This window comes from Curtobacterium sp. MCSS17_006 (assembly GCF_003234215.1).
In the GTDB taxonomy this organism is placed as follows: Bacteria; Actinomycetota; Actinomycetes; order Actinomycetales; family Microbacteriaceae; genus Curtobacterium; species Curtobacterium flaccumfaciens.
Genome location: NZ_QKSO01000018.1, coordinates 24,970 through 51,692 on the forward strand (window position 1 = coordinate 24,970; position 26,723 = coordinate 51,692).

The 26,723-nt window shown below is 68.8% G+C and carries 29 protein-coding genes and 1 pseudogene; 21 read left to right on the forward strand and 9 right to left on the reverse strand.

What is annotated here, in order from left to right; genetic code table 11:
- Window positions 1-27: 27 nt before the first annotated feature.
- The 5 genes from DEJ21_RS15630 to DEJ21_RS15650 all read right to left on the reverse strand — a co-directional run bounded on the left by DEJ21_RS15630 (window position 28) and on the right by DEJ21_RS15650 (window position 5,995).
- Window positions 28-444, reverse strand: coding sequence for a TetR family transcriptional regulator (locus tag DEJ21_RS15630; RefSeq protein ID WP_181431472.1), 417 nt, complete (start codon window positions 442-444; stop codon window positions 28-30).
- Window positions 444-2,147 (reverse strand): sulfatase, encoded by a 1,704-nt coding sequence (locus tag DEJ21_RS15635; RefSeq protein WP_111225206.1) that lies wholly within the window; start codon window positions 2,145-2,147, stop codon window positions 444-446. Before DEJ21_RS15635 ends, DEJ21_RS15630 begins: the two co-directional genes overlap by 1 nt.
- Complete coding sequence (locus DEJ21_RS15640; protein WP_111225207.1) at window positions 2,144-3,496, reverse strand: MFS transporter; 1,353 nt, start codon at window positions 3,494-3,496, stop codon at window positions 2,144-2,146. The genes DEJ21_RS15635 and DEJ21_RS15640 overlap by 4 nt, the downstream gene beginning before the upstream one ends.
- Window positions 3,497-3,620: 124 nt before the next feature.
- Complete coding sequence (locus DEJ21_RS15645; protein ID WP_258375101.1) at window positions 3,621-5,366, reverse strand: sulfatase; 1,746 nt, start codon at window positions 5,364-5,366, stop codon at window positions 3,621-3,623.
- A gap of 14 nt (window positions 5,367-5,380) precedes the next feature.
- The gene (locus DEJ21_RS15650; RefSeq protein WP_111225261.1) at window positions 5,381-5,995 is read right to left on the reverse strand and encodes a PadR family transcriptional regulator; all 615 of its coding nucleotides are present in this window, start codon (window positions 5,993-5,995) and stop codon (window positions 5,381-5,383) included.
- A 519-nt stretch (window positions 5,996-6,514) separates the two neighbouring features.
- On the opposite strand from DEJ21_RS15650, the gene DEJ21_RS15655 reads away from it, so the two are divergent.
- The 14 genes from DEJ21_RS15655 (at window position 6,515) to DEJ21_RS15710 (ending at window position 19,370) form a co-directional block, all read left to right on the forward strand.
- The gene (locus tag DEJ21_RS15655; protein ID WP_111225209.1) at window positions 6,515-8,992 is read left to right on the forward strand and encodes a molybdopterin oxidoreductase family protein; all 2,478 of its coding nucleotides are present in this window, start codon (window positions 6,515-6,517) and stop codon (window positions 8,990-8,992) included.
- A complete protein-coding gene (locus DEJ21_RS15660) occupies window positions 8,989-9,453 on the forward strand; it encodes a hypothetical protein (RefSeq protein WP_258375102.1) in 465 nt (154 codons plus the stop codon). Before DEJ21_RS15655 ends, DEJ21_RS15660 begins: the two co-directional genes overlap by 4 nt.
- Complete coding sequence (locus DEJ21_RS15665; protein ID WP_220034970.1) at window positions 9,450-9,974, forward strand: HPP family protein; 525 nt, start codon at window positions 9,450-9,452, stop codon at window positions 9,972-9,974. Before DEJ21_RS15660 ends, DEJ21_RS15665 begins: the two co-directional genes overlap by 4 nt.
- Window positions 9,938-10,654, forward strand: coding sequence for a molybdenum cofactor guanylyltransferase (locus DEJ21_RS15670; RefSeq protein ID WP_111225210.1), 717 nt, complete (start codon window positions 9,938-9,940; stop codon window positions 10,652-10,654). The genes DEJ21_RS15665 and DEJ21_RS15670 overlap by 37 nt, the downstream gene beginning before the upstream one ends.
- Entirely contained in the window at window positions 10,651-10,887 is a 237-nt protein-coding gene (locus DEJ21_RS18380) for a DUF6457 domain-containing protein (protein ID WP_181431473.1), read from the forward strand. The genes DEJ21_RS15670 and DEJ21_RS18380 overlap by 4 nt, the downstream gene beginning before the upstream one ends.
- Before the next feature lie 2 nt (window positions 10,888-10,889).
- On the forward strand, window positions 10,890-12,050 hold the full coding sequence (locus tag DEJ21_RS15675; RefSeq protein WP_181435929.1) for a molybdopterin molybdotransferase MoeA: 1,161 nt from the start codon (window positions 10,890-10,892) through the stop codon (window positions 12,048-12,050).
- Between the two features lie 3 nt (window positions 12,051-12,053).
- Window positions 12,054-13,247, forward strand: coding sequence for a sodium:proton antiporter (locus DEJ21_RS15680; RefSeq protein WP_111225212.1), 1,194 nt, complete (start codon window positions 12,054-12,056; stop codon window positions 13,245-13,247).
- A gap of 35 nt (window positions 13,248-13,282) precedes the next feature.
- Window positions 13,283-14,014: a DUF4396 domain-containing protein gene (locus tag DEJ21_RS15685; protein WP_111225213.1), complete on the forward strand. Its 732-nt coding sequence runs from the start codon at window positions 13,283-13,285 to the stop codon at window positions 14,012-14,014.
- Window positions 14,015-14,179: 165 nt separating this feature from the next.
- Window positions 14,180-14,464 (forward strand): YrhK family protein, encoded by a 285-nt coding sequence (locus DEJ21_RS15690; protein WP_111225214.1) that lies wholly within the window; start codon window positions 14,180-14,182, stop codon window positions 14,462-14,464.
- A gap of 13 nt (window positions 14,465-14,477) precedes the next feature.
- Window positions 14,478-14,966 carry a CBS domain-containing protein gene (locus DEJ21_RS18490; RefSeq protein ID WP_181431508.1) on the forward strand — a complete coding sequence of 163 codons (489 nt, stop codon included), beginning with the start codon at window positions 14,478-14,480 and terminating at the stop codon, window positions 14,964-14,966.
- On the forward strand, window positions 14,963-16,249 hold the full coding sequence (locus DEJ21_RS15695; RefSeq protein ID WP_220034971.1) for an SLC13 family permease: 1,287 nt from the start codon (window positions 14,963-14,965) through the stop codon (window positions 16,247-16,249). Before DEJ21_RS18490 ends, DEJ21_RS15695 begins: the two co-directional genes overlap by 4 nt.
- 64 nt (window positions 16,250-16,313) lie before the next feature.
- Window positions 16,314-18,155, forward strand: coding sequence for a BCCT family transporter (locus DEJ21_RS15700; RefSeq protein WP_258375104.1), 1,842 nt, complete (start codon window positions 16,314-16,316; stop codon window positions 18,153-18,155).
- Window positions 18,156-18,296: 141 nt separating this feature from the next.
- On the forward strand, window positions 18,297-19,010 hold the full coding sequence (locus tag DEJ21_RS18040; protein ID WP_146247814.1) for a hypothetical protein: 714 nt from the start codon (window positions 18,297-18,299) through the stop codon (window positions 19,008-19,010).
- A 78-nt stretch (window positions 19,011-19,088) separates the two neighbouring features.
- Window positions 19,089-19,370 (forward strand): hypothetical protein, encoded by a 282-nt coding sequence (locus DEJ21_RS15710; protein WP_111225217.1) that lies wholly within the window; start codon window positions 19,089-19,091, stop codon window positions 19,368-19,370.
- A gap of 59 nt (window positions 19,371-19,429) precedes the next feature.
- On the opposite strand, the gene DEJ21_RS18725 is transcribed toward DEJ21_RS15710, so the two are convergent.
- A complete protein-coding gene (locus DEJ21_RS18725) occupies window positions 19,430-19,597 on the reverse strand; it encodes a DUF4396 domain-containing protein (protein WP_349814995.1) in 168 nt (55 codons plus the stop codon).
- On the opposite strand from DEJ21_RS18725, the pseudogene DEJ21_RS15720 reads away from it, so the two are divergent.
- Window positions 19,557-19,802, forward strand: a pseudogene (locus DEJ21_RS15720) (integrase core domain-containing protein); the annotation flags it as partial. The gene DEJ21_RS18725 and the pseudogene DEJ21_RS15720 overlap by 41 nt on opposite strands.
- Window positions 19,803-20,500: 698 nt before the next feature.
- On the forward strand, window positions 20,501-20,779 hold the full coding sequence (locus DEJ21_RS15725) for a YrhK family protein (RefSeq protein WP_111225218.1): 279 nt from the start codon (window positions 20,501-20,503) through the stop codon (window positions 20,777-20,779).
- A gap of 42 nt (window positions 20,780-20,821) precedes the next feature.
- Here the strand turns inward: DEJ21_RS15725 and DEJ21_RS15730 are convergent, their stop codons facing one another.
- Together DEJ21_RS15730 and DEJ21_RS18385 are read right to left on the reverse strand one after the other, a co-directional pair.
- The gene (locus tag DEJ21_RS15730; RefSeq protein WP_111225219.1) at window positions 20,822-21,325 is read right to left on the reverse strand and encodes a DUF421 domain-containing protein; all 504 of its coding nucleotides are present in this window, start codon (window positions 21,323-21,325) and stop codon (window positions 20,822-20,824) included.
- Between the two features lie 35 nt (window positions 21,326-21,360).
- Window positions 21,361-21,564: a hypothetical protein gene (locus DEJ21_RS18385; RefSeq protein WP_181431475.1), complete on the reverse strand. Its 204-nt coding sequence runs from the start codon at window positions 21,562-21,564 to the stop codon at window positions 21,361-21,363.
- Between the two features lie 229 nt (window positions 21,565-21,793).
- Between DEJ21_RS18385 and DEJ21_RS15735 the strand changes: the two genes are divergently transcribed.
- The 3 genes from DEJ21_RS15735 (at window position 21,794) to DEJ21_RS15745 (ending at window position 25,190) form a co-directional block, all read left to right on the forward strand.
- Window positions 21,794-22,702 carry a bacteriorhodopsin gene (locus tag DEJ21_RS15735; RefSeq protein ID WP_181431476.1) on the forward strand — a complete coding sequence of 303 codons (909 nt, stop codon included), beginning with the start codon at window positions 21,794-21,796 and terminating at the stop codon, window positions 22,700-22,702.
- A 131-nt stretch (window positions 22,703-22,833) separates the two neighbouring features.
- Window positions 22,834-24,006 carry a lycopene cyclase family protein gene (locus DEJ21_RS15740; protein ID WP_181435930.1) on the forward strand — a complete coding sequence of 391 codons (1,173 nt, stop codon included), beginning with the start codon at window positions 22,834-22,836 and terminating at the stop codon, window positions 24,004-24,006.
- Window positions 24,003-25,190 carry a Brp/Blh family beta-carotene 15,15'-dioxygenase gene (locus tag DEJ21_RS15745; protein WP_111225222.1) on the forward strand — a complete coding sequence of 396 codons (1,188 nt, stop codon included), beginning with the start codon at window positions 24,003-24,005 and terminating at the stop codon, window positions 25,188-25,190. The genes DEJ21_RS15740 and DEJ21_RS15745 overlap by 4 nt, the downstream gene beginning before the upstream one ends.
- Here the strand turns inward: DEJ21_RS15745 and DEJ21_RS15750 are convergent.
- Window positions 25,139-25,681, reverse strand: a complete 543-nt coding sequence (locus tag DEJ21_RS15750) for a DUF421 domain-containing protein (protein WP_111225223.1) — start codon at window positions 25,679-25,681, stop codon at window positions 25,139-25,141. The two genes, DEJ21_RS15745 and DEJ21_RS15750, sit on opposite strands and share 52 nt — an antisense overlap.
- Window positions 25,682-25,737: 56 nt before the next feature.
- Here DEJ21_RS15750 and DEJ21_RS15755 point away from each other — a divergent pair, with 56 nt between their 5' ends.
- Both DEJ21_RS15755 and DEJ21_RS15760 read left to right on the forward strand, forming a co-directional pair.
- Entirely contained in the window at window positions 25,738-26,121 is a 384-nt protein-coding gene (locus DEJ21_RS15755) for a DUF1622 domain-containing protein (protein ID WP_111225224.1), read from the forward strand.
- 60 nt (window positions 26,122-26,181) lie between these two features.
- Window positions 26,182-26,568 (forward strand): four-helix bundle copper-binding protein, encoded by a 387-nt coding sequence (locus DEJ21_RS15760; protein WP_258375107.1) that lies wholly within the window; start codon window positions 26,182-26,184, stop codon window positions 26,566-26,568.
- Window positions 26,569-26,723: the final 155 nt, after the last annotated feature.

Consider the following 26,723-nt stretch of genomic DNA (forward strand, 5'->3'; position numbering starts at 1 on the left):
CTTCCTCGTTGTCCGTCGTCGATGGTCTCACCGGGTCCCCGCGCCCATCGCGGCGTCGAGGACGAGCCCGAGCCTCCCGAGACCGCCTGCGGCTCGTTGGCGGTCGAGTTCCATCAACGCTTCCGCTCGCGCTGGGCTGCGTCGGTCGCAGGCGATCCGCACCACTTCGCGGGTGAGCGCCGCGAGCTCGGTCCTGCGTCCGCGTCCGGTCTGCACGAGGTCCACGGCTGCGGCGAGGAGCAGGCCGTCCCGGCTCCCGTAGTGGTGCAGGAGGCCGGCGTCGGTCAGGCCCGCGGCTTCGGCGAGTGCGCGGAGCGTCGTCTGTCCGTCGGGTGCCGTTGCCGCCGCGATGGCTGCTCTGATCGCTCTGGCTCGCGTAGCGGTGCTCTTGGCGTACCTTCCACGTGCCGCGTTCTCCGCCGAGACAGCTCGTGTCTCCGTCATCACATGCGATGTGTCCGCGCGCGAGCGACGTCGGGCATGTGGACCACGTCCGCGCTCGGCAGGTGTCCCAACCGTACGGCGCGGACCCAGACCGCGACATCGGACGGCACCGGCGTCGCCGCACAGACCAGCCGCCATCGACGACCGTCCTGCGGTGGGGCGCCGATGGCGGGCCCCGGCGAACCCATCGCCGCCACACCCGCGCCGTCCCGTTCCAGTGCCGGCGGGTCGGTCGTCCAGACCAAGCTCGCGCCCGGCGGCCCGTCGACGAGCACCTCGCCGTCTGGGGAGACCGAGACCGTCGGCGACGGGGTGGTCTGCCACACGCCACCCGGCCGCCACTGCTCGACGAGGTCGTCTTCGTCGAGCAGACCGAGGTCGCCGTACCGTTCCTGCCACCGGTCGATGGCGCCCGACATCCGTTCGACGACGTCGGCGTACGCGGGGTCAGCCGCGAGGTTCCGCTCCTCGTACGGGTCCTCCTGCATGTCGTAGAGCTCGGCGGCGGGTTTCGTCGGCGCCACGACCTGTCGTTGGAGGGGCGTGAGGAGGGAACGGCGGTGCCCGAGCGCACGCTGCCCGGTCTCCTGCGTGACGAGACGCCGGAACGCGCTCCACGTCGGCAGGTGGTCGGGGTAGTCCGAGTGCTGCATCGGAGAGCGGTCCGGGTGGTGATGGCGAATGTAACGGTAGCGGCGGTCCCGGACGGAACGGCTGGTGTCCTCGACCTCGCCCTGCCGGTCCCGTCCCGCGAAGAGGTACTCGTTCGTGTCCTCGACGACGGTGCCGTCGGCGGTGAGGAACGGCACCGCGTCCATCTGCGCCGGGACCGGCACGCCGGCCGCGGCGAGCATGCTCGGCGCGAGGTCCATCAGGTGCACGAGCGTGTCCGTCGTCGACCCCGGTGCGATCCTCCCCGGCCAGCGGATGATGAGCGGCTCGTGCAGGCCGGAGTCGTTCGTCCAACGCTTCGCACGCGGCATGCCGAGTCCGTGGTCGCTCCAGAACACGACGATGGTGTCCTCGGCGAGACCGTCCTCTTCGAGTTGCGCCAGGAGATCGCCCACCCAGTGGTCCATCTCCGTGATCAGGTCGTTGTACCGAGCCCACGCGGTGCGGAACACGTCGGTGTCCGGGTAGTAGGGCGGCAACGGAGCCGCCGCCGGGTCGTGCCGCTGCTCGGGCGTCACGTGGGCGGTGCGCTCGGCGAAGGCGTCGCCATCGAGCGCGATCTGCGACTCGTGCGTGGTCATCCCGTGGAACGTGGCGAAGAACGGCTGGTCGGGGTCGTCCCGGTTCCGCCAGTGCGCGGTGTCGCTGCAGTCGTCGAACGCACTCACCGGGGTCGGCATCTGGAAGTCCGTGAACACGTTGTTCGTCACGTAGTACCCCGCCTCGCGGAGGTACTCCGTGAACATGCGCACGTCGGCCGGCGGAACCGCCTTCGTCCGCATGTGCATGGTCCCGATGGAGGTCGGGAATCGGCCGGTGATGATCGCCGAGCGCGACGGCGCGCAGATCGGGGCAGCGGCGAACGCGTTGTCGAAGCGGATCCCCTCGGCAGCGAGCCGGTCGAGATTCGGAGTGACCGCGTACTCGGCTCCCGCGTAGACGCCCGCGTAGGCGCCGAGGTGCGGGTTGATGTCGTGCGTCGTGATCCAGAGGATGTTCGGCCGCCGCGGTGCGGACTCCGCCGGGCTCATGCGCGGCCCTTGGCGACCGCGCGACGAGCGTTGAGCTCGTCCGTGACGCGACGCACGTCCTTCGGGTACGTGAAGTAGAGGGTCGCGAGCACGAGGCCGTTGACCATCATGAGGACGAAGAGCACCCAGAAGAACACGCCCTGGATCCCGAGCTGGTCGGCGAGGTATCCGGCGGTCAGCGAGAAGACCGCCCAGCCGATCGTCTGGAAGAACGTCAGGAAGATCGCGAAGGCCTGGCCGCGGAGTTCGGGCAGCACCACGGACATGATGATCGGGCGGTTCACCGGCGGGTTCATGCCCTGGAAGGCGCCGAAGAGTGCCCAAAACACCATGTAGATGCCGATGTTGCCGTAGTCGAACTGCGTTCCGAAGAACGCTGCGAGCCCGAAGAGCAGCTGGGCCGCCATGTTGAACGTGACGCGGCCGCGGAACGGCCACACCTTGTCCAACCACGCGACAGCGAGCCCGCTGGCGAAGGTGACGATGACGTAGCCGAGGCCGAAGGGGATGAGCACCGTCGCGGCGACCGCGTTGTCGAAGCCGCGCTCGGTGACGAGGAACTGGATGCCGAAGACGGTGATGAGCAGGTGCCCCGAGAGCAGGCGCGACAGCATCATGATCGAGAACGTTGGGACCTTGAACAGCGAGACGACACCGGCGACGGTGACGCGGTTCGACCGCTTCTCCTGGTCGAGGTCGGCGAGCTGGCGCTCCGACGCGCCGACGCCCGGGTCGACGTAGAAGGCGGTGATCAGGAACGACGACAGGAAGCAGATCCCGCCGATGACCCACATGCCGTACCGCCAGCCGTCCTCCGTGCCAGTGAAGAGCGCGAGGAGCGGGCCGATGAAGGACGACACCGCGGTGAGGATGCCGTAGTAGACGCCCGTCGCCTTGGCACGGCTCCGGTCGTCGAACGAGTCGGCGATCACCGAGTTGGTGATCGGCTGCCCGCAGGCGACCACACCGGCGAGCAGCGTGTTCCAGATGAGCAGCTGCACGAAGTCCTGCGACGTGCCCGCCATGATGCCGAGGATCGCGCCGACGAGGTTGTTCGCGACGAGGGCCTGCTTGCGGCCGAATCGGTCGGCGATCCACACCCAGAACGGGCCGAGCGGGATCGTCGCGAACTTGCCGAGTGCGGAGAGCAGGCCGAGGTGCCCGTTGTCGAGCTTCAGCGCCGCTGCGATCGACGGGAAGAGCGTCGAGAGCAGGCCCGCCTCGGTGTTGTCGACGACCTCCGCTCCGGTGATGGTGACGAGGTTGCGCCAACGGTGCGGGACGCGGCCCGCTTTCTGCGTGGCGACGGCCTCCGTCGCCGTCGGCGGTGTGGTCCGGGTGCTGCTCATGGTGGGTTCCTGTCGTCGTTGCCAGGTGGCAGTGGGGTCGGGTGAGGAGACGGACGGGAGGCGCGGTGCGGGTCGGTGCCGCGCCTCCCGTCCGGTGAGGGTGTGGGTGGGTGTCGTGCGCCGGTCAGGCGACCGGCTGACCGGCCAGCTCCGTCGCGAGTGCGCGGAGCTGCTCCGCGGTCACGACGGCGAGCGAGGCGAGGCCGAGGAGCGTGGCCTGCGATGGGACGGAGACGAGCTCGGTCGACACCAGCCCGGGCAGGTGCCGCTCGACGACGGCGCGGACGCCGTCGACCTGCAGCAGCTCCAGGAGCGGCATCGTGAGGAGGTCCTGGGCGGGCAGGTCCTCGAGGCGCGGCAGGGCCTCGCCGACCTCGGCAGCCCGGCCGGCCTGCTCCGCGACGAGCAGGTGGGCCGTGGTGGGTTCGCCGTCGAACGGGATGCCGAGGCGGTCGAACTGGCTCCGGGGCGCGTCGGACTCGTGCATCCGCTTCGCCAGCAGACGCAGCATCCGCAGTTCGACGTCGTCGTCACGGAGCGGGTGCTCCTGCTCGGGGTCGGTCTCGAGGTCGAACAGCAGCGTGCCGTGCTGCCAGGGGTTCATCCAGGTCGGCGTCGCCGGCATGCGCATCGTGCGGATGCCCTTGGTGAAGGGCAGCGGCTCGGACGGCTCCCACTCGGTGAGCTCGGACACCGCGAAGCGCGACCGCATGTGGGTCGGCATGAGCGTGTACTCCTCGAGCGGGGCGTTCGACCCGTCGACGGCGCCGCGCATGTACACGTACCGGCCGTCGGTGACGTTGACGTGGCCGCCGTGGATGCCGAACAGCGCCCCGTCGTGCCCGGCGTGCGTCGCATCGGCCGTCGGCAGCGCGAGGTCGTGACCCTGCATATCGGCCGTCGGCTCCTGCCCGAACCAGCGCAGCAGGGTCGGCGCGATGTCGATCGTCTGTGCGAGGTCGCCGCGACGGGTGTCGCGGGCGGCGTTCCGCGGGTCCCACATGAACATCGGCAGGTGCACGAGCTCGTTGAACCAGGGCTGCACCGACTTCGCCCACCAGCCGTGCTCGCCGAGCAGGAAGCCGTGGTCGGTGTTCACGATGAGCATCGTGTCCTCCCACAGGCCGTGCTCGTCCATCGCGTCGAGGACCCGGCCGAGCGACGTGTCGCACATCGACACCAGCGCCGCGTACTCCAGGCGTGCGTGCTCGACCTGCTGTTCCGGCTCGGTGACCTTCTGGTAGCCGGGCCAGTCGAACTCGGGACCGTCGTAGTCGTGCGGGTACTTGTCCTTGTAGAGCTGGTGCGTGAAGAACGGCTCGTGCGGGTCGAAGAGCTCGAGCTGCAGGAACCAGTCGTCCGCCGCGGCGTTCGTGTCGATGAACTCGATCCCGGCGTCGACGGTGCGGGTCTGGGTGTGCTCGGCCTCGGTCGGCATGTAGGACCGGTTGACCTGGTCCTGCCGTTTCATGCCGGCCGCTCCCCCGACGGCGCTCCCCGGTGCGACGACGCCCTTCCAGGGGTCGCCCTCCTGCCCGCGGAAGAACTCCCAGGTCGTGTAGCGCGTGTGGTAGGTCGCGCCGCCGTCCTCCCAGTAGTGCGGGTGGTCCGACGCCAGGTGCGTGTGGACACCCGCGTCCCGCAGCATCTGCGGCATCGAGTCGTCGAACGGCTCGAGCGGGCCCCACGAGCGGTGCAGGAAGTTGTGCCGGCCGGTGTGGAGTTCGCGGCGAGCTGGCATGCACGGCATCGAACCGGCGTAGAACGCGTCGAACGTGACCGCGCGCTTCGCGAGCCGCGCGAAGTTCGGCGCGTCGACGACGGTGTCCTTGTACGTCGACAGCATGTGGCGGTTGAGGCTGTCGAACATGACCATGATCGCCTTCACCGGGTCGCCTCCCCGGTGCCGAGGTGTGCGCGGAGGCCCGCCGCATCGGCACCCTCCGGGGCGTCGAGGACCGCGGCGCGCAGACGCTCGAGCGAGGCGATGTGCGCGTCCATGGCGGCGGCACCGGTGTCGTGCGCCCACTCGCCCACGAAGTCGGCGAGCTCGACGTCGAAGGGGGCAGAGGTCTCGATGGACTCGCGGCGGTCGCGGTAGCGGTACCGGGCCACCTCGTCGCGACGGGTCTCCAGCTCGACGTCGACCAGGCGGAGCAGCTCCTCGCGGCGCATGAAACCGGCGAACGCGAGCCGGGCCGCGAAGTCCGGGTCCTGGAAGCGGGTCGGTGGTTGGTACGGGCTGGTCAACCAGTCGAGGAAGACCGTGATGCCCTCGTCCGTGACCCGGTAGGTCTTCGCGTCGGTGGCCCCGGGACGGACCTCGACCGCGTGGGTGACCCAGCCGCGGTCCTCCATGGCGGAGAGCGACCGGTAGACCTGGCTCATCTGGGTGTTCGAGCGGACGAACCGTCCGTGGGTGTCGAGGTACTTCTTCAGGTCGTACCCGGTCATGGGGTGCCGAGCCAGGACACCCAGCAGGATGCTCTCGAGCTTCATCGCGTCGCCTTCCTCGGACGCAACGGCCGTCGTCACGCCCACCGACCGGATGACACAAGTCACATGGTCGGGCGTGGAGAGGATGACACAATGCGAATGCTCGTGTCAACGCTCGTGTCGATGCGCCTATACCTGGCGCATGCGACAGGGAGCAATCGATCAGGTCGGCGTCACAGCGACCTGGCGCCGGTGCTTCACTGAGCTGCGTCAAAGCCAAGCAGCCAGCTTGGTCTCACCGCGACCGGCTTCTACCCAGACGGCGTCTCGGGTGAGGCGGTAGGCGTGGGTGTCACTTCGCCGGATCAGACGGTCGGGCAGCTGGAACCACGCGTGCACCGGAAGCGGTTCGGCTAGATCGAGCACCTCTGTTCCGCGAACATCCTCCTCGAGTGAGAACGGGTGCCCGGGCACCGAGCGATCCGGACGACGACAACCCATGATCGCGACATCCGTTCCCTGGGGGTGCGTGCACAGGTGGCGAGGTAGCTTCCGGCGGTAACGAGGCACGGAGGCCCACGTATGCCCGACAGGATCGCAGACATCTGGGGGACCAGGACCCCGTTCCGGCGTGACGAGCTGTGGCCGGTCCGCCTCGACCAGAAGCTCGCGGACGGCGTCACGGAAGCCGACGTCGACCGGTGGGTGCAGTCGGCGTGCACCCTCTGCAGCAACGGCTGCGCGTGCGACATCGCCGTGCTGGGGGACCGGATGGTCGGCGTCCGCGGGCGAACCGCGGACGTGGTGAACCACGGGCGGCTCGGGCCGAAGGGCCTGTTCGGCTCGTGGCAGGGCATGCAGGGGCAGGACCGCCTCACCCGTCCCCTGATCCGGGTCGACGGTGAACTCGTCGAGACGGACTGGGACACCGCTATGGACACGGTCGTCACGCGGAGTCGTGAGCTCCTGGACGAGAAGGGGCCCCTGTCGCACGGGTTCTACACGAGCGGGCAGCTGTACCTCGAGGAGTACTACGCGCTTGGCATCATCGGCAAGGCGGGGCTCGGCACCCCGCACATGGACGGCAACACCCGTCTGTGCACGGCGACGGCCGCCGCCGCCATGAAGGAGAGCTTCGGGTCGGACGGGCAGCCGGGCAGCTACGAGGACATCGACTCCTGCGACGCGATCGTGCTCTACGGGCACAACATGGCCGAGACCCAGACGGTGCTCTGGACGCGGGTCCTCGACCGGATCGCCGGCCCCGATCGCCCGCTCGTCATCTGCGTCGACCCGCGTGAGACCGAGGTCGCGCGGCACGCCGACGTCCACCTGCCCGTCCGTCCCGGCACGAACCTGGCGCTGATGAACGGGCTCGTCCGCGAGCTGTTCCGCAACGGTTGGGTCGACGAGGACTACGTCGTTGCCCACACGGTCGGCGTCGACGAGCTCCGGCAGACCGTCGAGCAGTGGACACCTGAGGCGGTCGCGGAGACGTGCGGGGTGGACGCCGACGACGTCCGCCGCGCCGCGCAGATCATCGGCACCAGTGAGCGCGTGCTGTCCACGGTGTTGCAGGGCTTCTACCAGGCGTCGCAGGCGACGGCAGCGGCCTGTCAGGTGAACAACCTGCACCTGTTGCGGGGCATGCTCGGCAGGCCCGGCTGCGGGATCCTGCAGATGAACGGGCAGCCGACGGCACAGAACACCCGCGAGACCGGCGCCGACGGCGACCTGCCCGGGTTCCGGAACTGGGAGAACCCGGACCACGTCGCCGAGCTCGCCGAGCTGTGGGGCGTCGACGTCGACCGGATCCCGCACTGGTCGCCGCCCACCCACGCCATGCAGATCTTCCGGTACGTGGAGCAGGGGAGCATCGAGTTCCTCTGGGTGTCGGCGACGAACCCGGCCGTCTCGATGCCACAGTCGGCCAGGATCCGCGAGGTCCTGGCGAAGGAGGGCCTGTTCCTCGTGGTGCAGGACCTCTACCTGACCGAGACGGCGATGCTGGCCGACGTCGTGCTGCCCGCTGCCGGGTGGGGTGAGAAGCAGGGCGCGTTCACGAACGTCAACCGCACCGTGCACCTGGCGGACAAGGCGGTCGACCCGCCGGGGGAGGCGCGCGGCGACCTCGACATCTTCCTGGACTACGCCCGGAGGATGGACTTCCGCCGGAACGACGGCTCGCCGTTGCTGGACTGGGAGGGTCCGGAGGACGGGTTCCGCGCGTGGCAGGAGTGCACTCGCGGGAAGCTCTGCGACTACACCGGGATCACCTACGAGCGCCTGCGCGGGGGCAGCGGGATCCCCTGGCCGTGCAACGACGAGCACCCGGACGGCACCTCGCGACTGTACGCCGATGGCGTGTTCCGCACCGGCATGGCGGACGCCGAGACGTACGGCCACGACCTGCTCACCGGGGCCACCGTCGGACCGACGGCTTACTCCGCGATGCGCGTCGACGGAAGAGCGATCCTCAAGCCGGCTGCGTACCAGCCGCCGCACGAGGAGCCGAGCGACGAGTACCCGTTCCGGTACACGACCGGCCGTACGGTGTACCAGTTCCACACGCGCACGCGCACCGGTCGCGCGCGGCAGCTCCGCGGAGCGGCGCCGAGCGCGTGGGTCGAACTGTCCGTCCCGGACGCCGCCCGACTCGGCATCGAGGAGGGGGACGTCGTCCGCGTGCGGTCCCCGCGCGGTGAGATCGTCGTCGCTGCACGGGTCGGGGACGTCCGCGAGGGGACCGTGTTCGCCCCGTTCCACTACGGCTACTGGGATCGAGGCGACGTCGGACCGGACGGCCGCCCGACCGCGGCGAACGAGCTGACCGCGACGGAGTGGGACCCGGTGTCCAAGCAACCCCTCTTCAAGGTCGCGGCCGTGCACGTCGAGAAGGTCGCGGACGGTGACGGGCCGTCCGCGGCCCCCACGACCGCGGCCTCCCGGCCGGCCCGGCCGGACCGTGTCCCCGCGACCGTCGGCGGACCCGATGCCGAGGTCGAGGAACGCGTCCGCGCCGCCGCGCCTCCCCGCGCCGAGGACCAAGGAGGACGATGATGCTGCTCCCCGTGTACCTGGGACTCCTGCGTCGGTCGGAACAGCTGCTCGCCGAGTCGTTCCGACAGGTCGCCGAGGGACACGCAGCCGAGCCGGACGTGTTCCACCTGTGCCACACGCTCGCGGCGCAGTGCGACGGCCACGCTGAGCGGCTGGACCCCGTCATCGAGCGGTACGGGGAGGCGGACACGGAGGACGAGCCCGAGCGTCTCCACGCCGAGGCGCTCCCGACCACCCGGTCGGGTCCGGTGGGGCTCCTCCGCGACCTCCAGGACGTGTACGTGCTGGCCTCCCTCGTGGACATCACGTGGACGGTCGTCCGACAGGCGGGTCAGGGGCTCCGTGACGAGGAGCTCCTCGCCGTCGTCGCCGGGTGCGCGCAGGAGACGGAGCTGCAGCTGTCATGGCTCCGCACCCGGATGAAGCAGGCGGCGCCACAGGCGCTCGTCGTGGCGTCGTGACCGCCTCCCGGCCCGCCGCGGGAGCGCCCGACCGTGGTCGCTCGACCTCCGGAGCGATCCGGGCCGGACTGCTGTGCCTGGTCGTGCTCGTCCTGGCCGGCGCCGTGGGCCTCGCCACACGCCAACCATGGCTGTTCCCGAGCCTCGGCCCGACCGTGATGCTGTTCTTCACCGCGCCCCGGCAGCCGTCGTCCCGCCCGCTCAACACCCTCGTCGGTCACCTGGTGGCCATCACCGTCGGCTACGGGTGTCTCCTCGTGTTCGGGCTCTCCGGTGCAGCGCCGGCGCCGACCGGCGGCCTCACCGTGCCCTACGTCGCCGCCGGTGCACTGTCCGTCGCGGTGACCACCGTCGTGCTGCAACTCGTCCGTCTCCCGCACCCGCCGGCCGGAGCGTCGACGCTGATCGTGAGCCTGGGCATCCTGAGCGCCCCGGTGCAGCTGCTCGACATGGTCGGAGCCGTCCTCCTCGTGACCGCCGCCGGATGGGCACTGCAGCGGCTCGTGCCCGGGCGCTCGTGAGCGACGTGGACGCCGTCCTCCTCGCCGGAGGACGTGCCAGACGGTTGCACGGCACCGACAAGGCGATGCTGGTGCTCGACGGCCGGCCGCTGCTCGCACACGCCCTCGGTGCCGTCGCGACCGCCCGCCGCCGGGTCGTCGTCGGACCGGTCCGCGACGGTCTGCCCGCCGACGTCCTGTGGACACAGGAGCACCCGCCGTTCGGCGGACCGGTCGCAGCCCTCGCCGCCGGCCTGGAGGCGCTGTCCTCGTCCGGCGCACCGGCTCCGCTCGTCGTCGTGGTCGCCACCGACCTGCCCGCGGTCGGGGCCGCCGTGGACGCTATCCGGGCGGCGCTCCGTCCCCCCGACGATCCCTGCGGAAGCGGTCCGAGCGACACGGCGGCCATCGACGGGTGGGTGGCCGTCGACCCAGACGGCCGCCGGCAGCCACTGCTCGCCGTGTACCGCACGGCAGCGCTGGCGGCAGTGGTCGCGGTGCTGCACGGCAGCCGGCACGGTCTGGACGGCGCGTCGATGCGGGAACTGCTGGCGGGGTTGCGGCTCGTGGACGTGCCCCTGCCGGGCGCGCTGACGGCGGACATCGACACCCCGGCGCAGCGTGACGCCGCTGTCGGCACCGGGGGACGGCGCGCGGGCGGTCCGATCGCTCGGGCGGAACGGACGGGGGACACGAGATGACGGAACCGGCAGCACTCGACGGTTGGGCCGGTCGGGTGGCCGAAGCACTCGAGCTCCCCGCGAGCGTCGTCGACATCGGCGCCGTGCTGGACCTGGCGCGCGACACCGCGCACGGGGTGACCCGCGCCGCAGCACCCCTCACCGCCTACCTCGTCGGCGTCGCCGTCGGCCGTGGCATGGCGCTCCCGGACGCGATCGCCGTCGTGCAGCGCTGCATCGAGGAGCACGGGTGACGGTGAACCTCGATGAGGCCCTGCGTCTCGTGCACACCGTCGGGGCCGCCGTGTCCCTGCCGGCGGAGACCGTCGGACTCGGCGCCGCGGACGGGAGAGTCCTTGCAGCGAACGTCATCGCCGCGACCCACCTGCCCGTCACCGACACGTCCGCGATGGACGGATGGGCGGTGGCTGGCGACGGTCCGTGGTGTATCAAGGGGTTCGTCCACATGGGCGCACCACCCGGGGTGCTCTCGGCGGGGGAAGCTCGCGTCGTCCCCACCGGTGGTGCCGTCCCGACGGGCACGAGCGCGGTGCTCCGCTCGGAACGCGGTCGGGAACGTGACGGCGTCCTCACCGCGGACCCCTCGACGGCACTGGCGCCATGGACCGACGTCCGCCGTGCCGGTGAAACGGTGAGGGTCGGCGCCGTCGTCGCCTCGAAGGGAGCGCGTGTGACGCCGGCGGTGATCGCAGCATCGGCCGCCACCGGGGTGGACTCGCTCGAGGTCGTCGCCCAGCCACGCGTGGCCGTCGTGCTCGTCGGGGACGAGATCGTCCAGCGAGGTGTCCCCGGCCCCGGGCAGGTGCGCGACGCCCTCGGGATCGCCGTGCCGGACCTGCTCCGGGCTGGTGGCGCCCTTGTCGAGAGCGTCGAACACGTCACCGACGACCCGGACGCGCTCCGGCAGGCGATCGACCGCAGGGGTGTCCACCTGGTCGTCACCGCCGCTGCCACGGGACACGGAGCCGGAGACCACCTCACCCGCGCGCTCGATGCGGCGTCTGCTCACGTCGAGTTCCGCGGCGTCGCGATGAGACCCGGGCACCCCACGCTCCTCGCCTGCCGACCGGACGGCGTCCCGGTCCTCGGCTTACCGGGCAACCCGTTCGCCGCCATCGTGGCGCTGACCGTACTCGGACTCCCACTCCTCGCCGGGGCGCTGGGCACCGCCGCTCCGCAGCGACGGCGCCGGATCGCGGCAGAACCGTTCACTCCCGGCGCTGACGGTGCGCGCGTCGTACCGGTATGCGAGGCGGACGACGGCATGCGGGCGCTCGAGCAGGGGCCGTCAGTCGTCTCGGGAGCTGTTCACGCCGATCACCTGGCTTTCGTGCCGGCGGGCGGCGTGGCAGCTGGTGGTCCACTCGACGTCGTCGACCTCCCCTGGCGGCGGTGACGTATGGGCCTCCTCGTCGCGTTCGCGGTGGTGTTGGTCCTCGCCGTCGGGATCTCGGCGATCGCGAAGCGGACGATCGTGTCGACGACCGTGCTGTTCCTCGTCGCCGGGTTCGTCCTGGGTGACGGCGTGACGGACCTGGTCCACCTGACGCCCGACGACGCGCTGGTGAACACGGTCTCCGAGATCGCCCTGTTCACCGTGCTGTTCACCGACGGGCAACAGATCGGGATCAGGCAGCTGCGGCACGCCTGGCGGCTGCCGGGCCGTGCGCTCCTGCTGGGGTTGCCGTTGACGCTCGTGATCAGCGCGGTGCTCGGGGTCTGGCTGCTCGGCCTCGACTGGGCGAGCGCGCTGCTCGTCGCGGCCGTCCTGGCGCCGACGGACCCGGTCTTCGCGTCGGCGATCGTGGGGCGGGAGGAGATCCCGCAGCGCACGCGCGGTCTGCTGAACGTCGAGTCGGGCCTGAACGACGGCCTGGCGCTGCCGCTCGTGCTCGTGTTCCTGGCGGTGGCGTCGGGGGAGCACGCCGAGGTGGGGGTGCTCGCCGTCGAGCTCCTGCTCGGCGTCGTGCTCGGCGTCGCGGTGCCCGTCGCCGTGCGTCTGCTGTTCGCGCTGCCGTTCTTCCGCGCCACCCCGCTCTACGCGACCCTGACGCCCGTCGCCGTCGGACTGCTCACCTTCGGGCTGGCGCAGGTGCTGGACGCGAACCTGTACCTGGCGGCGTTCGCGTGCGGCATCACGATCGCGAGCATCGCGCCGCAGACGCGCGATGCGTTCCGGGAGTTCGGCGAGCTCGTCAGCGAGGTCGTGAAGCTCCTCGCGATCCTGGTGTTCGGGACGCTGATCAGCCCGTCCCTGCTCGCCGACGTGGGCGTGCTCGGCTACGTGTTCGCCGTGCTGCTGCTCCTGCTGGCGCGGCCGCTCGCGGTCGAGGTCGCGCTCGCACGCAGCGGTCTGGACCGGTGGGAGCGGTTGACGGCGGCGTGGTTCGGCCCGAAGGGGTTCGCGAGCGTGCTGTACGGGCTGCTCGTGCTCGGCAGCGCGGTACCCGACGCCGATCGGCTCTTCCACGTGATCGTCGTCGCCGTCGTGCTCTCGATCATCGCGCACTCCTCGACCGACGTCCCCATCGCGGACGCCTTCGCCCGACGTGCCGCCCGCGACGCGCAGCGGACAGCCGCTTCCGGGCATTGAAAAACCTGGACGGCGCGGGCTGGTTATCTGGACGGATGGACGCGAAGGAACTCACGACCGGCGACTTCCCGCCGCTGCTCACCGCGGTGTGCGTCGTCCTGCTGGCAGTCGCGATCGCGTGCACCTTGATCGTCGCCGCGGACCTGTTTCGGCGGCCGCAGCACATGGCCGTCATGAACGCGGTCTGGCCGCTGACGATGCTGTTCGGCAGCGTGGTGTGGCTCGTGTTCTACCTGCGCGTCGGACGGGCACCCCGCCGCGGTGCAGACACCTCCGCCCCGAATCATGGGCGGTGGGCGAGCGTCGCCACGGGGACGAGCCATTGTGGTGCCGGCTGCGCGGTCGGTGACCTCGTCGGCGAGTTCACGCTCGTCGCGGTCCCGACGCTCGGAGCAGTCGTCGGCCTCGGCACGCTCTACCAGGAGCGGATGTTCGCGGCGTGGATCATCGACTTCGTGATCGCCTTCGCTGTCGGGATCCTCTTCCAGTACTTCTCGATCGCGCCGATGCGCGGCCTGTCTCTGCGCGAGGGGCTCATGGCTGCGTTGAAGGCGGACACGCTGTCGATCATCGCGTGGCAGGTCGGCATGTACGGTCTGATGGCGATCGGCCAGTTCGCTGTGCTTCCCGCTTTGCTCGGCGGTCGTGCATCGGTCCTCACCCCCGAGTTCTGGGTCCTCATGCAGCTCGCGATGGCGGCCGGATTCGTCTGCTCCTACCCCGTCAACTGGTGGCTCATCCGCCGCGGTGTCAAGGAAGCCATGTAGCTGGCAGGGCGCACTGTTCCGTCGTGCAGACCGTACGACACCGATGGGCTCGTGGGCTGACGTCAGACCGCCGGACCGCCACCATCACGGCACTGCACCAGCCCCGAATCTCCGCGCTCTACTCGCCCGACACCATCCCCTGCGGCCCGCTGGTTGGATGCACTGATGAGCGGCGATCAACACGACCTGACCATCCACCTCGGGTCGGACGAGCTCCGAATCCGAGGCGTCTACGAGACGGTCAGCATCATCAACGACATCATGGTCGCGCTCTGGTTCGTCGTCGGCAGCGTCCTGTTCTTCTCCGAGGCAACCACCACCGTCGGAACCTGGTTCTTCCTCATCGGCAGCGTGCAGCTACTGATCCGCCCCGTGATCCGGCTGACCCGACGGATCCACCTCGGACGCATCGCGCCGGGCCGGACGAACGAATCCGCCCGCGACTTCTGAATGGAGACCCACCGTGCACGCACGAGACATCGCGACACCCCTGACGATCGTCAGCCGGTCGACGCCGGCACTCGACGCGATCCGACTCATCGCGGAGCGCGACCTCGTCGGACTCGTCGTCGCCGAGACCGACGGACATCCCTCCTCGGTCGTGTCGAGTGTCGACGTCGTCCGGTACCTGCTGCCCGGGTACCTGCTCGACGACCTCTCGCTGACCAACACCGTCGGCGACGTCGGCCTCGAGGACCTCCGGCTTGGGATCAAGCACCGCACCATCGGCGACCTGGTCAACGACGCCGAGATCACCGTCCGGTCCGTGCTCGTCGTCCCCGACGTTGCCGGACCGGTCGAGATCGCGGCCCGCATGGTCGATGCGCGAACCCAGGTGGCACTCGTCGAGGTCGCCGACGCGACGGAGCCGGTCTTCGTCACCCTACCGGGCCTGCTCGACGCGATCGTCGCGCACTGGAACTCGAACGGCTCGGACGGTGCGACCGCGTGAGCGTCCAGATCGTCCTCGCGATCGCGGTCTTCGTCGTCGCGTACGTCTTCATCGCCACCGAGAAACTGCCCCGAGTGCTCGTCGCACTCGGCGGTGCGGCGCTGATGGTGCTCATCGGCGCCACCGACGACGCGGCGGCCTTCTTCTCGGAGGAAACCGGAATCGACTGGAACGTCGTCTTCCTCCTCCTCGGCATGATGATCATCGTCGGGATCCTGCGTCAGACCGGGGTGTTCGAATACCTGGCGATCTGGGCGGCGAAGCTCGCGAAGGGCAGACCCTTCCGGATCATGGTGATGCTGGTCGTCATCACCGCGGTGCTCTCGGCGTTCCTCGACAACGTCACGACGATCTTGCTCATCGCGCCCGTGTCGCTCCTCGTCGCACAGCGCCTTGGGAAGTCGCCGGTCCCCTACCTGCTCGCCGAGGTCTTCGCGTCGAACATCGGCGGAACCGCCACCCTTATCGGGGATCCGCCGAACCTCATCATCGCCAGTCGCGGCGGTCTCGGGTTCAACGACTTCATCGTCGAGCTCGCACCGATCATCGTGGTCCTCATCGCAGTCCTCATTGGTCTCTGCCGGCTGCTCTTCCGATCGACGTTCACGTACGACGCGGAGCGCGCGGAACGGGTGTTGGCGCTCGACGAGCGCGAGGCCATCCGCGATCCTCGCTTGCTCGTCAAGTCGCTCGTCGTGGTGGGTCTGGTCCTCGCGGGCTTCGTGACGTCGACCTTCACCGGGCTCGAACCGGCCATCGTGGCGCTGCTCGGAGCGGGACTGCTGGTCCTGCTGGCACGACTGGAACCGAAGCGTGTCTTCGGCGATGTCGAGTGGGAGACCCTGTTGTTCTTCGCCGGGCTCTTCGTCATGGTCGGGTCGCTGGTGAACCTGGGGGTGATCGAGGCGATCGGGCAGGCGGCGAAGGGTGCGGTCGGTGACCACTACTTCGCAGCGAGCGGCGTTCTGCTGTTCGGGTCGGCACTGTTTTCCGGCATTGTCGACAACATCCCGTTCGTGGCGACGATGGCACCGCTGACCTCCGACATCGTCCAATCCGGCGGCACCGACGCGCAGCCACTCTGGTGGGCCCTCGCACTCGGCGCCGACCTCGGTGGGAACCTCACCGCGGTCGGTGCGAGCGCCAACGTCGTCATGACCGGCATCGCCAAGCGCAACGGGCACGCGGTGTCGTTCTGGGAGTTCACGAAGTACGGCATCGTCGTGACCGTCGTCACCGTCGGGCTCTGCTTCCCCTACCTGTGGCTCCGCTACTACGCCTAACCGCAAGCATGTGACGCCTGACCCGGATTGGTCACGCTGTAGCGCTCCCGGGCACCATGGATGAATGGCTACACCCGACACCACCACCCCGCGCACCGCGGACGGCGAACCCCTCGGCGTCCCCGTCACCACCACACCACGGCTGAAAACCTGGGTGTTCTGGCCCGCAGCGGTCATCGTGCTCGGCTTCGTCGTCTGGACCCTGATCGCACCCGGATCCGCCGAATCAGCGTTCAACGCCCTGCAGAGCGGCATCGTCAGCAACTTCAGCTGGTACTACGTGCTCATCGCCGCGTTCTTCGTCGCCTTCTCGATCTTCGTCGGCTTCAGCAAGTTCGGCGACATCAAGCTCGGCAAGGACCAAGACGAACCCGAGTTCTCCACCGGCTCCTGGTTCGCGCTCCTCTTCGCCGCAGGCATGGGCATCGGCCTGGTGTTCTACGGCGTCTCCGAACCGCTTAGCCACTTTGCCGATCCTCGTCCGGGCGTCACCGGCAACGAGGCGTCCCTCGCGCAGCAGGCGATGACCCAGACCTTCCTGCACTGGGGCCTGCACGCCTGGGCGATCTACGTCGTCCTCGGACTCGCACTCGCCTACGCAATCCACCGCCGCGGCCGCCCCGTCTCCATCCGGTGGGCGCTGGAGCCTCTCCTCGGCAAGCGTGTCGAGGGTGGCTGGGGCAACACCATCGACGTCATCGCCCTCATCGGCACCCTGTTCGGTGTCGCCACGTCCCTCGGCCTCGGCGTCATCCAGATCGGCGCGGGACTGGAGAGCGCCGGCATCGCAGACAGCAGCACGGTCAGCCAGATCGCGATCATCGCCGTCATCACCGCGCTCACCATCGTGTCGCTCGTCACCGGTGTGACGAAGGGCATGAAGATCCTGTCGAACTTCAACCTGATCCTCGCCGCGGCGTTGCTGCTGTTCATCCTCGTCGTCGGTCCCACGCAGTACCTCCTCCGCGACTTCGTCCAATCGATCGGCGCGTACCTGCAGAACCTCGTCGGGCTCTCCTTCACCGTCAGCGCCCAGCAGGGCGCCGCCGGTGAAGCGTGGCAGGCCGCGTGGACGACGTTCTACTGGGGCTGGTGGATGTCCTGGGCGCCATTCGTCGGCATCTTCATCGCCCGCATCTCCAAGGGCCGCACCGTCCGCCAGTTCGTGTTCGGTGTGCTCCTGGTCCCGACCGCCCTCACCATGCTGTGGTTCGCCGTCCTCGGCGGCGCCGCAATCCACCGGCAGATCGGTGGTGGCGGCGGACTGATCGGCGCGGACGGAACCGTCGACGTCGAAGGCTCGCTCTTCACTCTCCTCAGTGACCTGCCGGCAGGGACCGTGCTGACCTTCGGCGCGATCCTGCTCATCGGGGTCTTCTTCGTTACCTCGTCCGACTCCGGGTCGCTGGTGATGGCGATGATCGCCTCCGGCGGTGATATCGAGCCAAAGAACTGGCTCCGCGTGTTCTTCGCCGGCGTCTCCGCGCTCCTGGCCGTGGCGCTGCTGCTCACCGGTGGCCTCAACGCGTTGAAGACCGCAGCGATCACCACGGCGCTGCCGTTCAGCCTTGTGCTGCTGCTGACCTGTTGGTCCACGGTGATCGCCTTCACCCGAGAACGCCGCGCCTACGACCGTGCCGAACGGGCACTGCTGCTCGAGCGGGTCGGTGAGTACTACGGCCTCGAAGTCGACGGGCCCGCCGATCGCGGCGTCGGCACCGGCCTCGGGAAGCCCTGGTATGCCCTCAAACACCGACTCAGCAGCCACCGCACCGCGGCTGGGAGCACCGACGTCGCGCTCGAGCCTGACCCGGCGGCGCACACCGAACAGGTGTCACCGGATCCCGCACTCGACCCACGACTCGACGTCGCCGTCGCCCGCGACGACGACCCCACCAGCGACTGACCCCACCGGGACCGTCGACGAGGAGGCACGCCGCATCTGATGCGGGGTGCCTCTTCGTCCACCGGATCAGGCAGTGCCGGGTTCGTATCGATCCAGCAACGACAGCGGGTAGAGCCGCATCTCACCGGCCACACTCGACGGATGCGTACATTCCGTGTCGTCCAAGCCGGCAAGAGCGTCGACATTGCTGCGCAGACGGTGATGGAAGCGCGCGCCCGAGCGGTACTGAGCGGTGATTTCACCGCCGGGGACTCACTCATCGCCTACCCCGAGGGCGAGGCCCCACCAGCTGCCACAGCAACAACTGCAGCGGCGGTGGCAGAGCCTGCTTTCGAAGCGGAGCGCGTGCAGCCCTCTTTCCGTCGGCAGGGCCCACTCGGTCCCGGTGCCCGGTTCCGGCAAGTACCGATCGGTCGGCAACTGCTCTCGCTGCTTCTGCTGGTCGTGCTGCTGTTCGCAGTCCTCATCGGCGGCGGGTGGTGGATCACCGTCACGGCCACGACGCCCGGACCGCTCGGAGAGTGCGCACAGATCGGGTTGTGCACGAACACGCCGCTCACCACCGTCACCGTCCGAACCGGAGTTCAGTTTCCCGACGGCACGCAGCGGCTGCGCTCCACAGCATCCCGCGATGGCAGCTGGATCTCCGCCCTGGTGCAGCTGTCCGCAGGAGCGGCAGCGCCGACGCTCGACGGTGGGACCTCGGCCGCGGTCACTGATCGGGCCGCAGCCGCCCTAGAGAGCGCTGGCGCGACGGAGCGCACCGGGATGATCGCTGGCCCGGTCGGCGTCTTCAGCGGTACCGCCGACGGACGCACCGTGGTCTACGTCCGCTTTGATGACCCGGACCGGTAACTCGCCGCACCCATCCGCGTCCGATGATGATTCAGCGCCGGCATCGTCGCATCGGCCAGCGCCGCTACGATCGCTGGCATGTGGCTGCCCGTCACCTCAGAACGCACCGATGAGTCGCGCACCCGGCAACGCGCTCGCTCGCCCCGGCGGACTGATCGCGGCAGCGATCGCCGCCGCAGTCCTCGCCAGCACCCTGCTCGTCTCACCCCCGCCGCAAAAGCCGCCGGCACCCGGGCGCCGCTGATCGACGCGCTGTTCACCGCCACCAGCGCCCTCTGCGTCACCGGCCACGTCATCGTCGGCACTGGCACCTTGGTCACCGTTCGGGAACTCCTCGAGTTCGAGACCGTCACCCTCTGACGCCGGAGGGCAGGAGGCACCGCCGAGCTGATGATTCCCGGCGGCGTTTCCTGCCGCAATCAATGGTGGCCGTGGACGACGGCGTGGCCAAGTCCGCGACTGATCATCCACCGGTTCACCGGAGTGGTGACCACGAACGCGAGCGCGAGGGAGAGTGCGAGGGACCCCCAAAACAGCCACTGGTGGCTCCTCGGATCGATGGGTGGCGTCGGTGCGTGCGCCGACAACGCTGCAATGGAATCGTTCTTCGCGCTCCTGCAGAAGAACGTCCCGAACCGGAGACGGTGGGCGACCGGGCAAGAGCTCCGGCTCGCGATCATCACCTGGATCGAGGCAACCTATTACCGGAAACGACGCCAACGGGGCCTCGGAAAGTTGACCCCGATTGAGTACGAGACGACCATCAACCCAACAGTCGCTCTCGCGGTCTGAACGGATGAGTCAACGAAACCTGCAGCAGTCCCAACGGAGGGCCAGGCGAAGACCGTGTAGACGATCGGCCATCAAGACGCGGACTGTGGCGTCGGTACCGTTGCTGGATGACTGACGAAGATTCTCGTGCCCAGCGTTTGGCTACGCTTGACGCGCTGGTTCAAGCGAGCAGGGATATGCCACGTCTGGTTGAGGTAGTCACTCAGGCTCCAGCGCACGATGCGCTTGCGCAACTGGCCGAGCTGTTGCAGTGCGGCGAGGCCGAGGCGCGCGTCGTCTACTCGACACCCCTTCGATCGTTCTCCCCGGAGAGTCGTGCTCGCATCGAGCGTGAGTCGGCGGAGCTTCACGCCGCTAATGACCCACCCGCGGCTCGCTAGCCGGTAGAACAACGGGCGAAATAAGCCAGCGTCTGGGCACCTGAAGCAGACGCGGGCTCGCGACAGCTTGGACGGCGAGCTGTCAGCTCGTGACCATCTGACGCTCCGCTTTCGAAAGCCTGTTTCCATCTGATCCGTTGGCCGCGGAGTTACGGTTTCAGTTCCGACATCGCGGCGACGTCCTACGGGATGGAGATGCTGACGGCTATGGCCGGGGACCCGCGCTGGATGTCGGCTCGATGTGGTTGAGGGCGTCGTGCAGGGCGCGTCCTGCGAAACTGGTCGATCCAGCACGACGAAGGTGATTGCCTTCAGTGCATGAGCAGGAACGACCTGACCCTCAGCATCGGGCGCGAGGAACTCGTCATCCGTGGCCGGTACGAGACGCTCAGCATCGTCAACGACATCATGGTCGCACTGTGGTTCATCGTCGGCAGCGTGCTGTTCTTCTCGGAGAGCACGACGGTGGCGGGTACCTGGCTCTTCCTCGCAGGCAGCGTGCAGTTGCTGATCCGACCCGTCATCAGGCTGACGCGCCGGATCCACCTCGGGAAGGTCGGGGGACGCGACGGACGCGAGACCGCGCGCGATTTCTGAAGCGGGACGGCGACGATGCGCCCGCATCGTTCACCCCCACGCTCAAGAGAAGTCACTGAGGGCCGATGCGTCCCCGAGGGAGTCTTCGGTGATCACACTGAGCGTGCCGTTGGTCTCGAGGACCACCGCCGCGGCAGCGGTCATGTCACCAATACCGGCACTGCGAACAGCTTGTCGAACCTCGGAGGGAGCAATTCGGTTGGCACGGAGGGCTTCCGGTTGCAGCTCACCGTGCCACAGCACGACTGCTGGGCGAGCGGTCACGACAGCTCGGAACGCCGGCAACCGGGACGAGGCCCAGGCCAAGACCAGCTGCAGCGCCGCCAGCAATGTGAGCGCGACGGCCCCCTCGGCCCACGACACGTCCCTGCTGAGCAGGATCGTCGCCAACGTAGAGCCGAGCGCAACCGTGACGATGAAGTCGAACGCATTGAGCTGACTCAACGTCCTCTTCCCAGACACCCGGACCAACACGACGACGAACACGTAGGCGGCCGCCCCGACGAGCAGCACCCGTCCGAGGTCGGACCAGGTTTGAAACCACATCGCTGACTCCGTTCCGGTGCAGGACGGCACCCTCCTCAGCAACTGTGCCATCGAGCCCGGGGAAGGCATCCCGGAACGCTGGCCCGGCCGGTGGTGCGGCGCAAAGCGAAGCCGTCGCGGAGGGCAGCCGCGAGCCATTTGACCGGAGTCGCACTGACACCGATCGAGGTGAGGATGGCCGCCAGCGGCGCGGTGTCGGACAGGGTCCCGTTGACGTCGAAGAACACGGTGCGGGGCATCCATCACCGTACGTACACGGCGGTTCCGTTCGCATGCTGCTGTGTGGCAGGACACGCTGCGCCCCAGGAAGACCTCTTCCGCGGGCGCGTCGATCTCGACCGCCTGTCCAAACTCCGCGGTCTCGTGATGGCTCGCATCGACACGAGGGCACCGTGTGAGCGGGCACGGGCCGTGCCTGGGTGCGTTCCGCCGGTTCGCTCTCCTGCACCGTCGACCGGAAGGTCCAGCATGGACACCGTTTCTCCGTGGAAAGCGACGCTCACCTCGGCCGAGCATTCGATCATCTTCTACGCGCTCGCAGTTGCCGGGCTGGCGCTGCTGGCGTACTTCATCAAGTCGTGGACCTCACGCAACGAGGTGTCCCCGCGGTACCGGACGTCGGTGTACGCGAGCATGGGCATCACCGCGGTCGCGTTCCTGTCCTACGTCCTGCTCATGCTCAAGTTCGACCTCGGCTACGACCCGAAGGGTGACAGCTGGGTGCCGAACAGTGACGCACTGCTCAGTTGGGCGCCGCGGTACATGGACTGGTCGGTCACCGTGCCGATGCTCATGATCGAGCTCATCGGCGTCTCCATGCTCGTTGGTGCCGCCGCACGCCGGATCCGGTCCATCGGCGTCGCCGCAGCCTTCCTGATGATCGCGACCGGCTACATCGGCGGCGTCGTGGTGGACGACGGCGAGTCGATCGGCGCGCTCTGGCTTTGGGGCGTCATCTCTGGCGTGTTCATGGTCGTGCTGTACCTGGTGATCGTCTACGTGATGGTCGGAGCCCGCAGGCAGTTCACCGACCCCGAAGCCGTCCGGTCGTACTCGTCGGCGTGCATCCTCCTGCTGGTGACGTTCTTCGTCTACCCGATCGTGTTCGGCCTGCAGGGCTGGGGGCACGGTGGTGCGGTGACGACGTGGATGCAGGTGCTCCTGTCGGCGGCGGACATCGTCGCGAAGGTCGGCTTCGGTGTGCTGATCCACAAGGTCGCCAAGCTCCGGACCGCAGCCGACGTGCGCGACCACGAAGACACCCACCCCGAATCGGTGTGGTGGTCCTCAGTGAAGGCCTCCGACGCCGTCCTGCCGCCGCTCGAGGCGTCCGACCGTACTGCAGCGCACGCCACCCACTCGCGCCCGACTCCGTGACTAGCCACGCAACGGGCCCTGTCGCACGAACCGGTGTGGCAGGGCCCGTCCGTGTTCCCTCGGCGCTGACAGCACCGCTCAACGCAGCGCCCAGCCCAGCAGAGGACGATCCGGCTGCCGACGGCAGTGTGGTGGACTGCGTGATCCTCGGCGCCGGCTGCTCAGGACTCGCAACGGCGCTGGCCCTCGCCGAGCGCGACGAGATCGGACCGATCGTGCTCGTCGACGGCCGGGAAGAGTACGCAGACGATCACACATGGTCCTTCTGGCAGGTCGAGCCGACCCCCTTCGACGCCTGCATCACCAGTCACTGGGACACGTGGGCGGTCCGCACCGCCGACGGCACCACGACCGTCACGGCCGACCCGACGCCGTACGTGTCGATCCGCGCGGCCGACTACTACCGGGAGGCACTCCATCGGTTGTCGGCACACTCGCTCGTCCGCCTGCAGCTCCGCAGGTCGGTGATCGCCACCGAACCTCGAGGACCGGTGACGGCGGTGCTCACGGACGTCGGAACGCTGCTTGCCCGGCGCGTCATCGACGCCCGCGGCCCGAGACCTGCCCCGCAGACCACCGGCGCGGAACCGGTGTTCGGACAGCGTTTCCTCGGGATACGGGTCCGGTCGAATCGGCCGGTGTTCGACCCCTCCACGGCGACGCTGATGGACTTCGACGTCGACCAGACACGCGGCATCCACTTCGTCTACGTGCTGCCCACCAGTCCGACGGAGGCCCTGATCGAGGACACCTACCTCACGGCCGACATCGTCGAGGAAACGGTGCTGCAGGACGGTGTGGCGGACTACCTGCACCGACGGTACGGACTCACATCCGACGACTACGAGACCGTGGGCACGGAGCGCGGCGTCATCCCGATGCGCACACCGTCACCGTCGGAACAGGCGACGGACGCCGTCGGCGCGCGAGGCCGAGCTGTGCGGCCGAGCACCGGCTACGCATTCCTCCGGATCCACCGCGCCGCGTCGACACTCGGCTCCGGCGGAGCGCGCACCGCCGCTTCCGCGGTCGGGGACGCGCTCCGCACGCGGATCCTCGACGCCGTGTTCCTCCGCTTCCTGCAGACCCGGCCAGACCTGGCGCCCACGGTGTTCCAGCGCATGTTCGCCCGAACGCCTCCGGCGACCCTCGTGCGCTTCCTGACGGAAAGGTCGAGCTGGTTGGACGAGGTCCGCCTGGTCCTGGCGCTCCCGAAACGTCCCTTCCTGATGGCGTTCCTCCACTTCATCGCCCACCGACGCGCGAACCACAACCCGTCACCGGCGGAACCGTACCGACGATGAGCACAGCAACCGGCGTCAGCGCCTCCCGATCCAGTACGGTCGTCGAGCTCGCGCAACCGCTCCGGAACATCATCCGCCACAGGATCCTGTTGCCCGCGACGATCATCCTCGGCGGTGTCCTGGTGATCTGCGTGTGCCTACGAATCGCCGGCGTCGGTGTGCCGTACGTTGTGCAACTCATCCCGTTCGCGGTGAGCCTGGTGCTCTTCGGGCTCCCTCACGGAGCGATCGACCACCTCGTACCCGCTCGACTGGGCGGTACCCGCACAGCATCCCGTTCGATCGCGCTGGTCGTCGTCGTCTACCTCCTCCTCGGTGGTGCCACGGCCGCCTTGTGGTGGCAGTGGCCCCTTGCGGCGTTCGCCTTCTTCATCCTCCTGACCTGGTTCCACTGGGGCCAGGGGGATCTCTGGGTCATCCGAGCCGTCGGCGGTCGTGTCCTCAGTCGACGCTGCGCTGCCGCGGCCGTCATGGTGCGCGGCGGGATTCCCATGCTCGTTCCCCTGATCGCACAACCCGATGCGTTCCGGAGCGTCCTCCAGAGCACTGCCGGTGTGGTTCGGAACGTCACGTCTGACGAGGTCGCGCCGGTGTTCACCGCCGAGGTACGCGCCGTGGTCGGCGTCGCGCTCGTGGTCATGATCGCTGTGGCACTGGGCATGAGCCTCCGCTCGGCCGGATCTGGGTCGCTGCCGCGAGGAGCTGTGCTCCGTGAGGCGGCAGCAACGCTGTTCCTCGTGGCGTACTTCGCGGTCGTGCCCGCAGTTCTCGCGATCGGTCTGTACTTCTGCTTCTGGCACGCGCTCCGACACATCATCCGTCTGGAACTGCTCGACCCGGCGTCCGTTGCCGACCTCGAGGGCGGCCGGGTGGGGCGCCCCTTCGCACGCTTCGCGCGCGACGCATGGCCGATCACCGCCATCGCGCTCCTCCTCCTCACCGGCCTCGGCTGGATCAGCGGAACCCGCGGGGAGGAGGCACCGCTCGGGGTGTACCTGGTGCTGATCTCCGTGTTGACGGTGCCACACGTGGTCATCGTGTCCTGGATGGACAACCGGCAGCACCTCTGGCGGAACCACCTGACGCAACCCTCGACAGCGACTCCCCGGGCGACTGCTGATCGGACGGCCGATCAGCCGAAGAGTTCCTCCGGGATACGCTCCGACCCATCCAGTCCCCGGTAGATCCTCCGCGACAGCGGTCTCCCCTTCCGCACCACACTGATCGCCCCGGTCGACTCGAGGACGACGCACGCGACCTCACCCTCGTCGCGCACACCCGCGGTACGCAATGCTTCGGCGAGCTCTGGTTCCGAGATGCGCGCGCGGCGGAGCGCATCCATCAGTACGGTCGGACCGGCCATCAACACCACCGGCCGGTCCCGGACGAGCACCCGCCCCCACCGTGTCCGCCCCAGACGTTCCGCCGCCCAACGAAGCAGGAACAGAGTGACCAGGGCGACGGCACCGGCCGTCAGCGTCACCGACATGCCAAGCACCACTCGTCCGGTGATGGACCCGAGGGCGAGCACGACCACCAGGTCCGCGGTCGAGAGCCGGGCCAGCGGTCGCTGTCCGAACACCCGGATCAACAGCAGGAACACCACGTACACACCAATCGCGGCGACCACCACAGCCACCACACCAGGCGCATCCACACCGAGCCGTTCCCACATCGTGATCCTCCAGAGCCTGGACAGCCGTCCTTGCCAGCGTGGCTACCGTCCAGGGCGTGGACTTCCAGGAATGGGTCGAACTTGCCGGGACCGTCATCGACGGAGCCGGCGTCGCGGCAGTCGTCATCGGCGTCGTCGCCGCCTCGCTGTGGGCAGCCGTCCGCGGCCTGCGGAAGACCGGGCCGGTCTACCGGCCGTACCGCCGCTTCCTCGGCCGGTCGATCCTGCTCGGTCTGGAACTCCTCGTCGCAGCCGACATCATCCGGACCGTCGCGGTCACGCCGACTCTGACGAGCATCGCAGTACTCGCCGGGATCGTGCTCATCCGCACCTTCCTCAGCTTCTCACTCGAACTCGAGATCACAGGACGCTGGCCATGGCAGAAGGACCCCGGCGCACACGACGCGGGTGATTCCGGTGCGGAAAGTGCAGGCAGCTGAGCGAGCGAAACCTCCATCACCAGCTCACCGACGAACCTGACCATGAGTAGCACTACCGACATGCTCCGCACCTACCCCAAGGACCTCGGCAGCATCGACCAGGCGGCCCTCGTGGCCTGCATTGACGCATGCTTCGCTTGCGTGCAGACCTGCACGGCCTGTGCCGACGCATGCCTCTCCGAAGACTCTGTCGCGGATCTCACCACCTGTATCCGCACGAACTTGGACTGCGCCGACATCTGCGCGGCCAACGGAACCATCCTCTCCCGGCACACCGGGTACGACGTGAACCTGACCCGTGCCGTCGTCGAGGCCTGCCGAACCGCATGCTCGACGTGCAGCGACGAATGCGGACGACACGCAGAGATGCACGAGCACTGCAAAATCTGCGCAGAGGTGTGCCAACGGTGCCGCGAGGCCTGCGACGCACTACTCGCAGTGCTCTAACGCACTTCTACTCCCTGCGCTCGTCCTGTAGGAGATCGGTGATTGAGATGCCTACAGATGGTTGGGCGAACGTGTCGCGTCGGTATGAACGGCCAGCAACGCCACCCGGAAGTCGCGCCTGCGGCAGGCTTCTCCGGTTACCTGCTCCCGGCCGG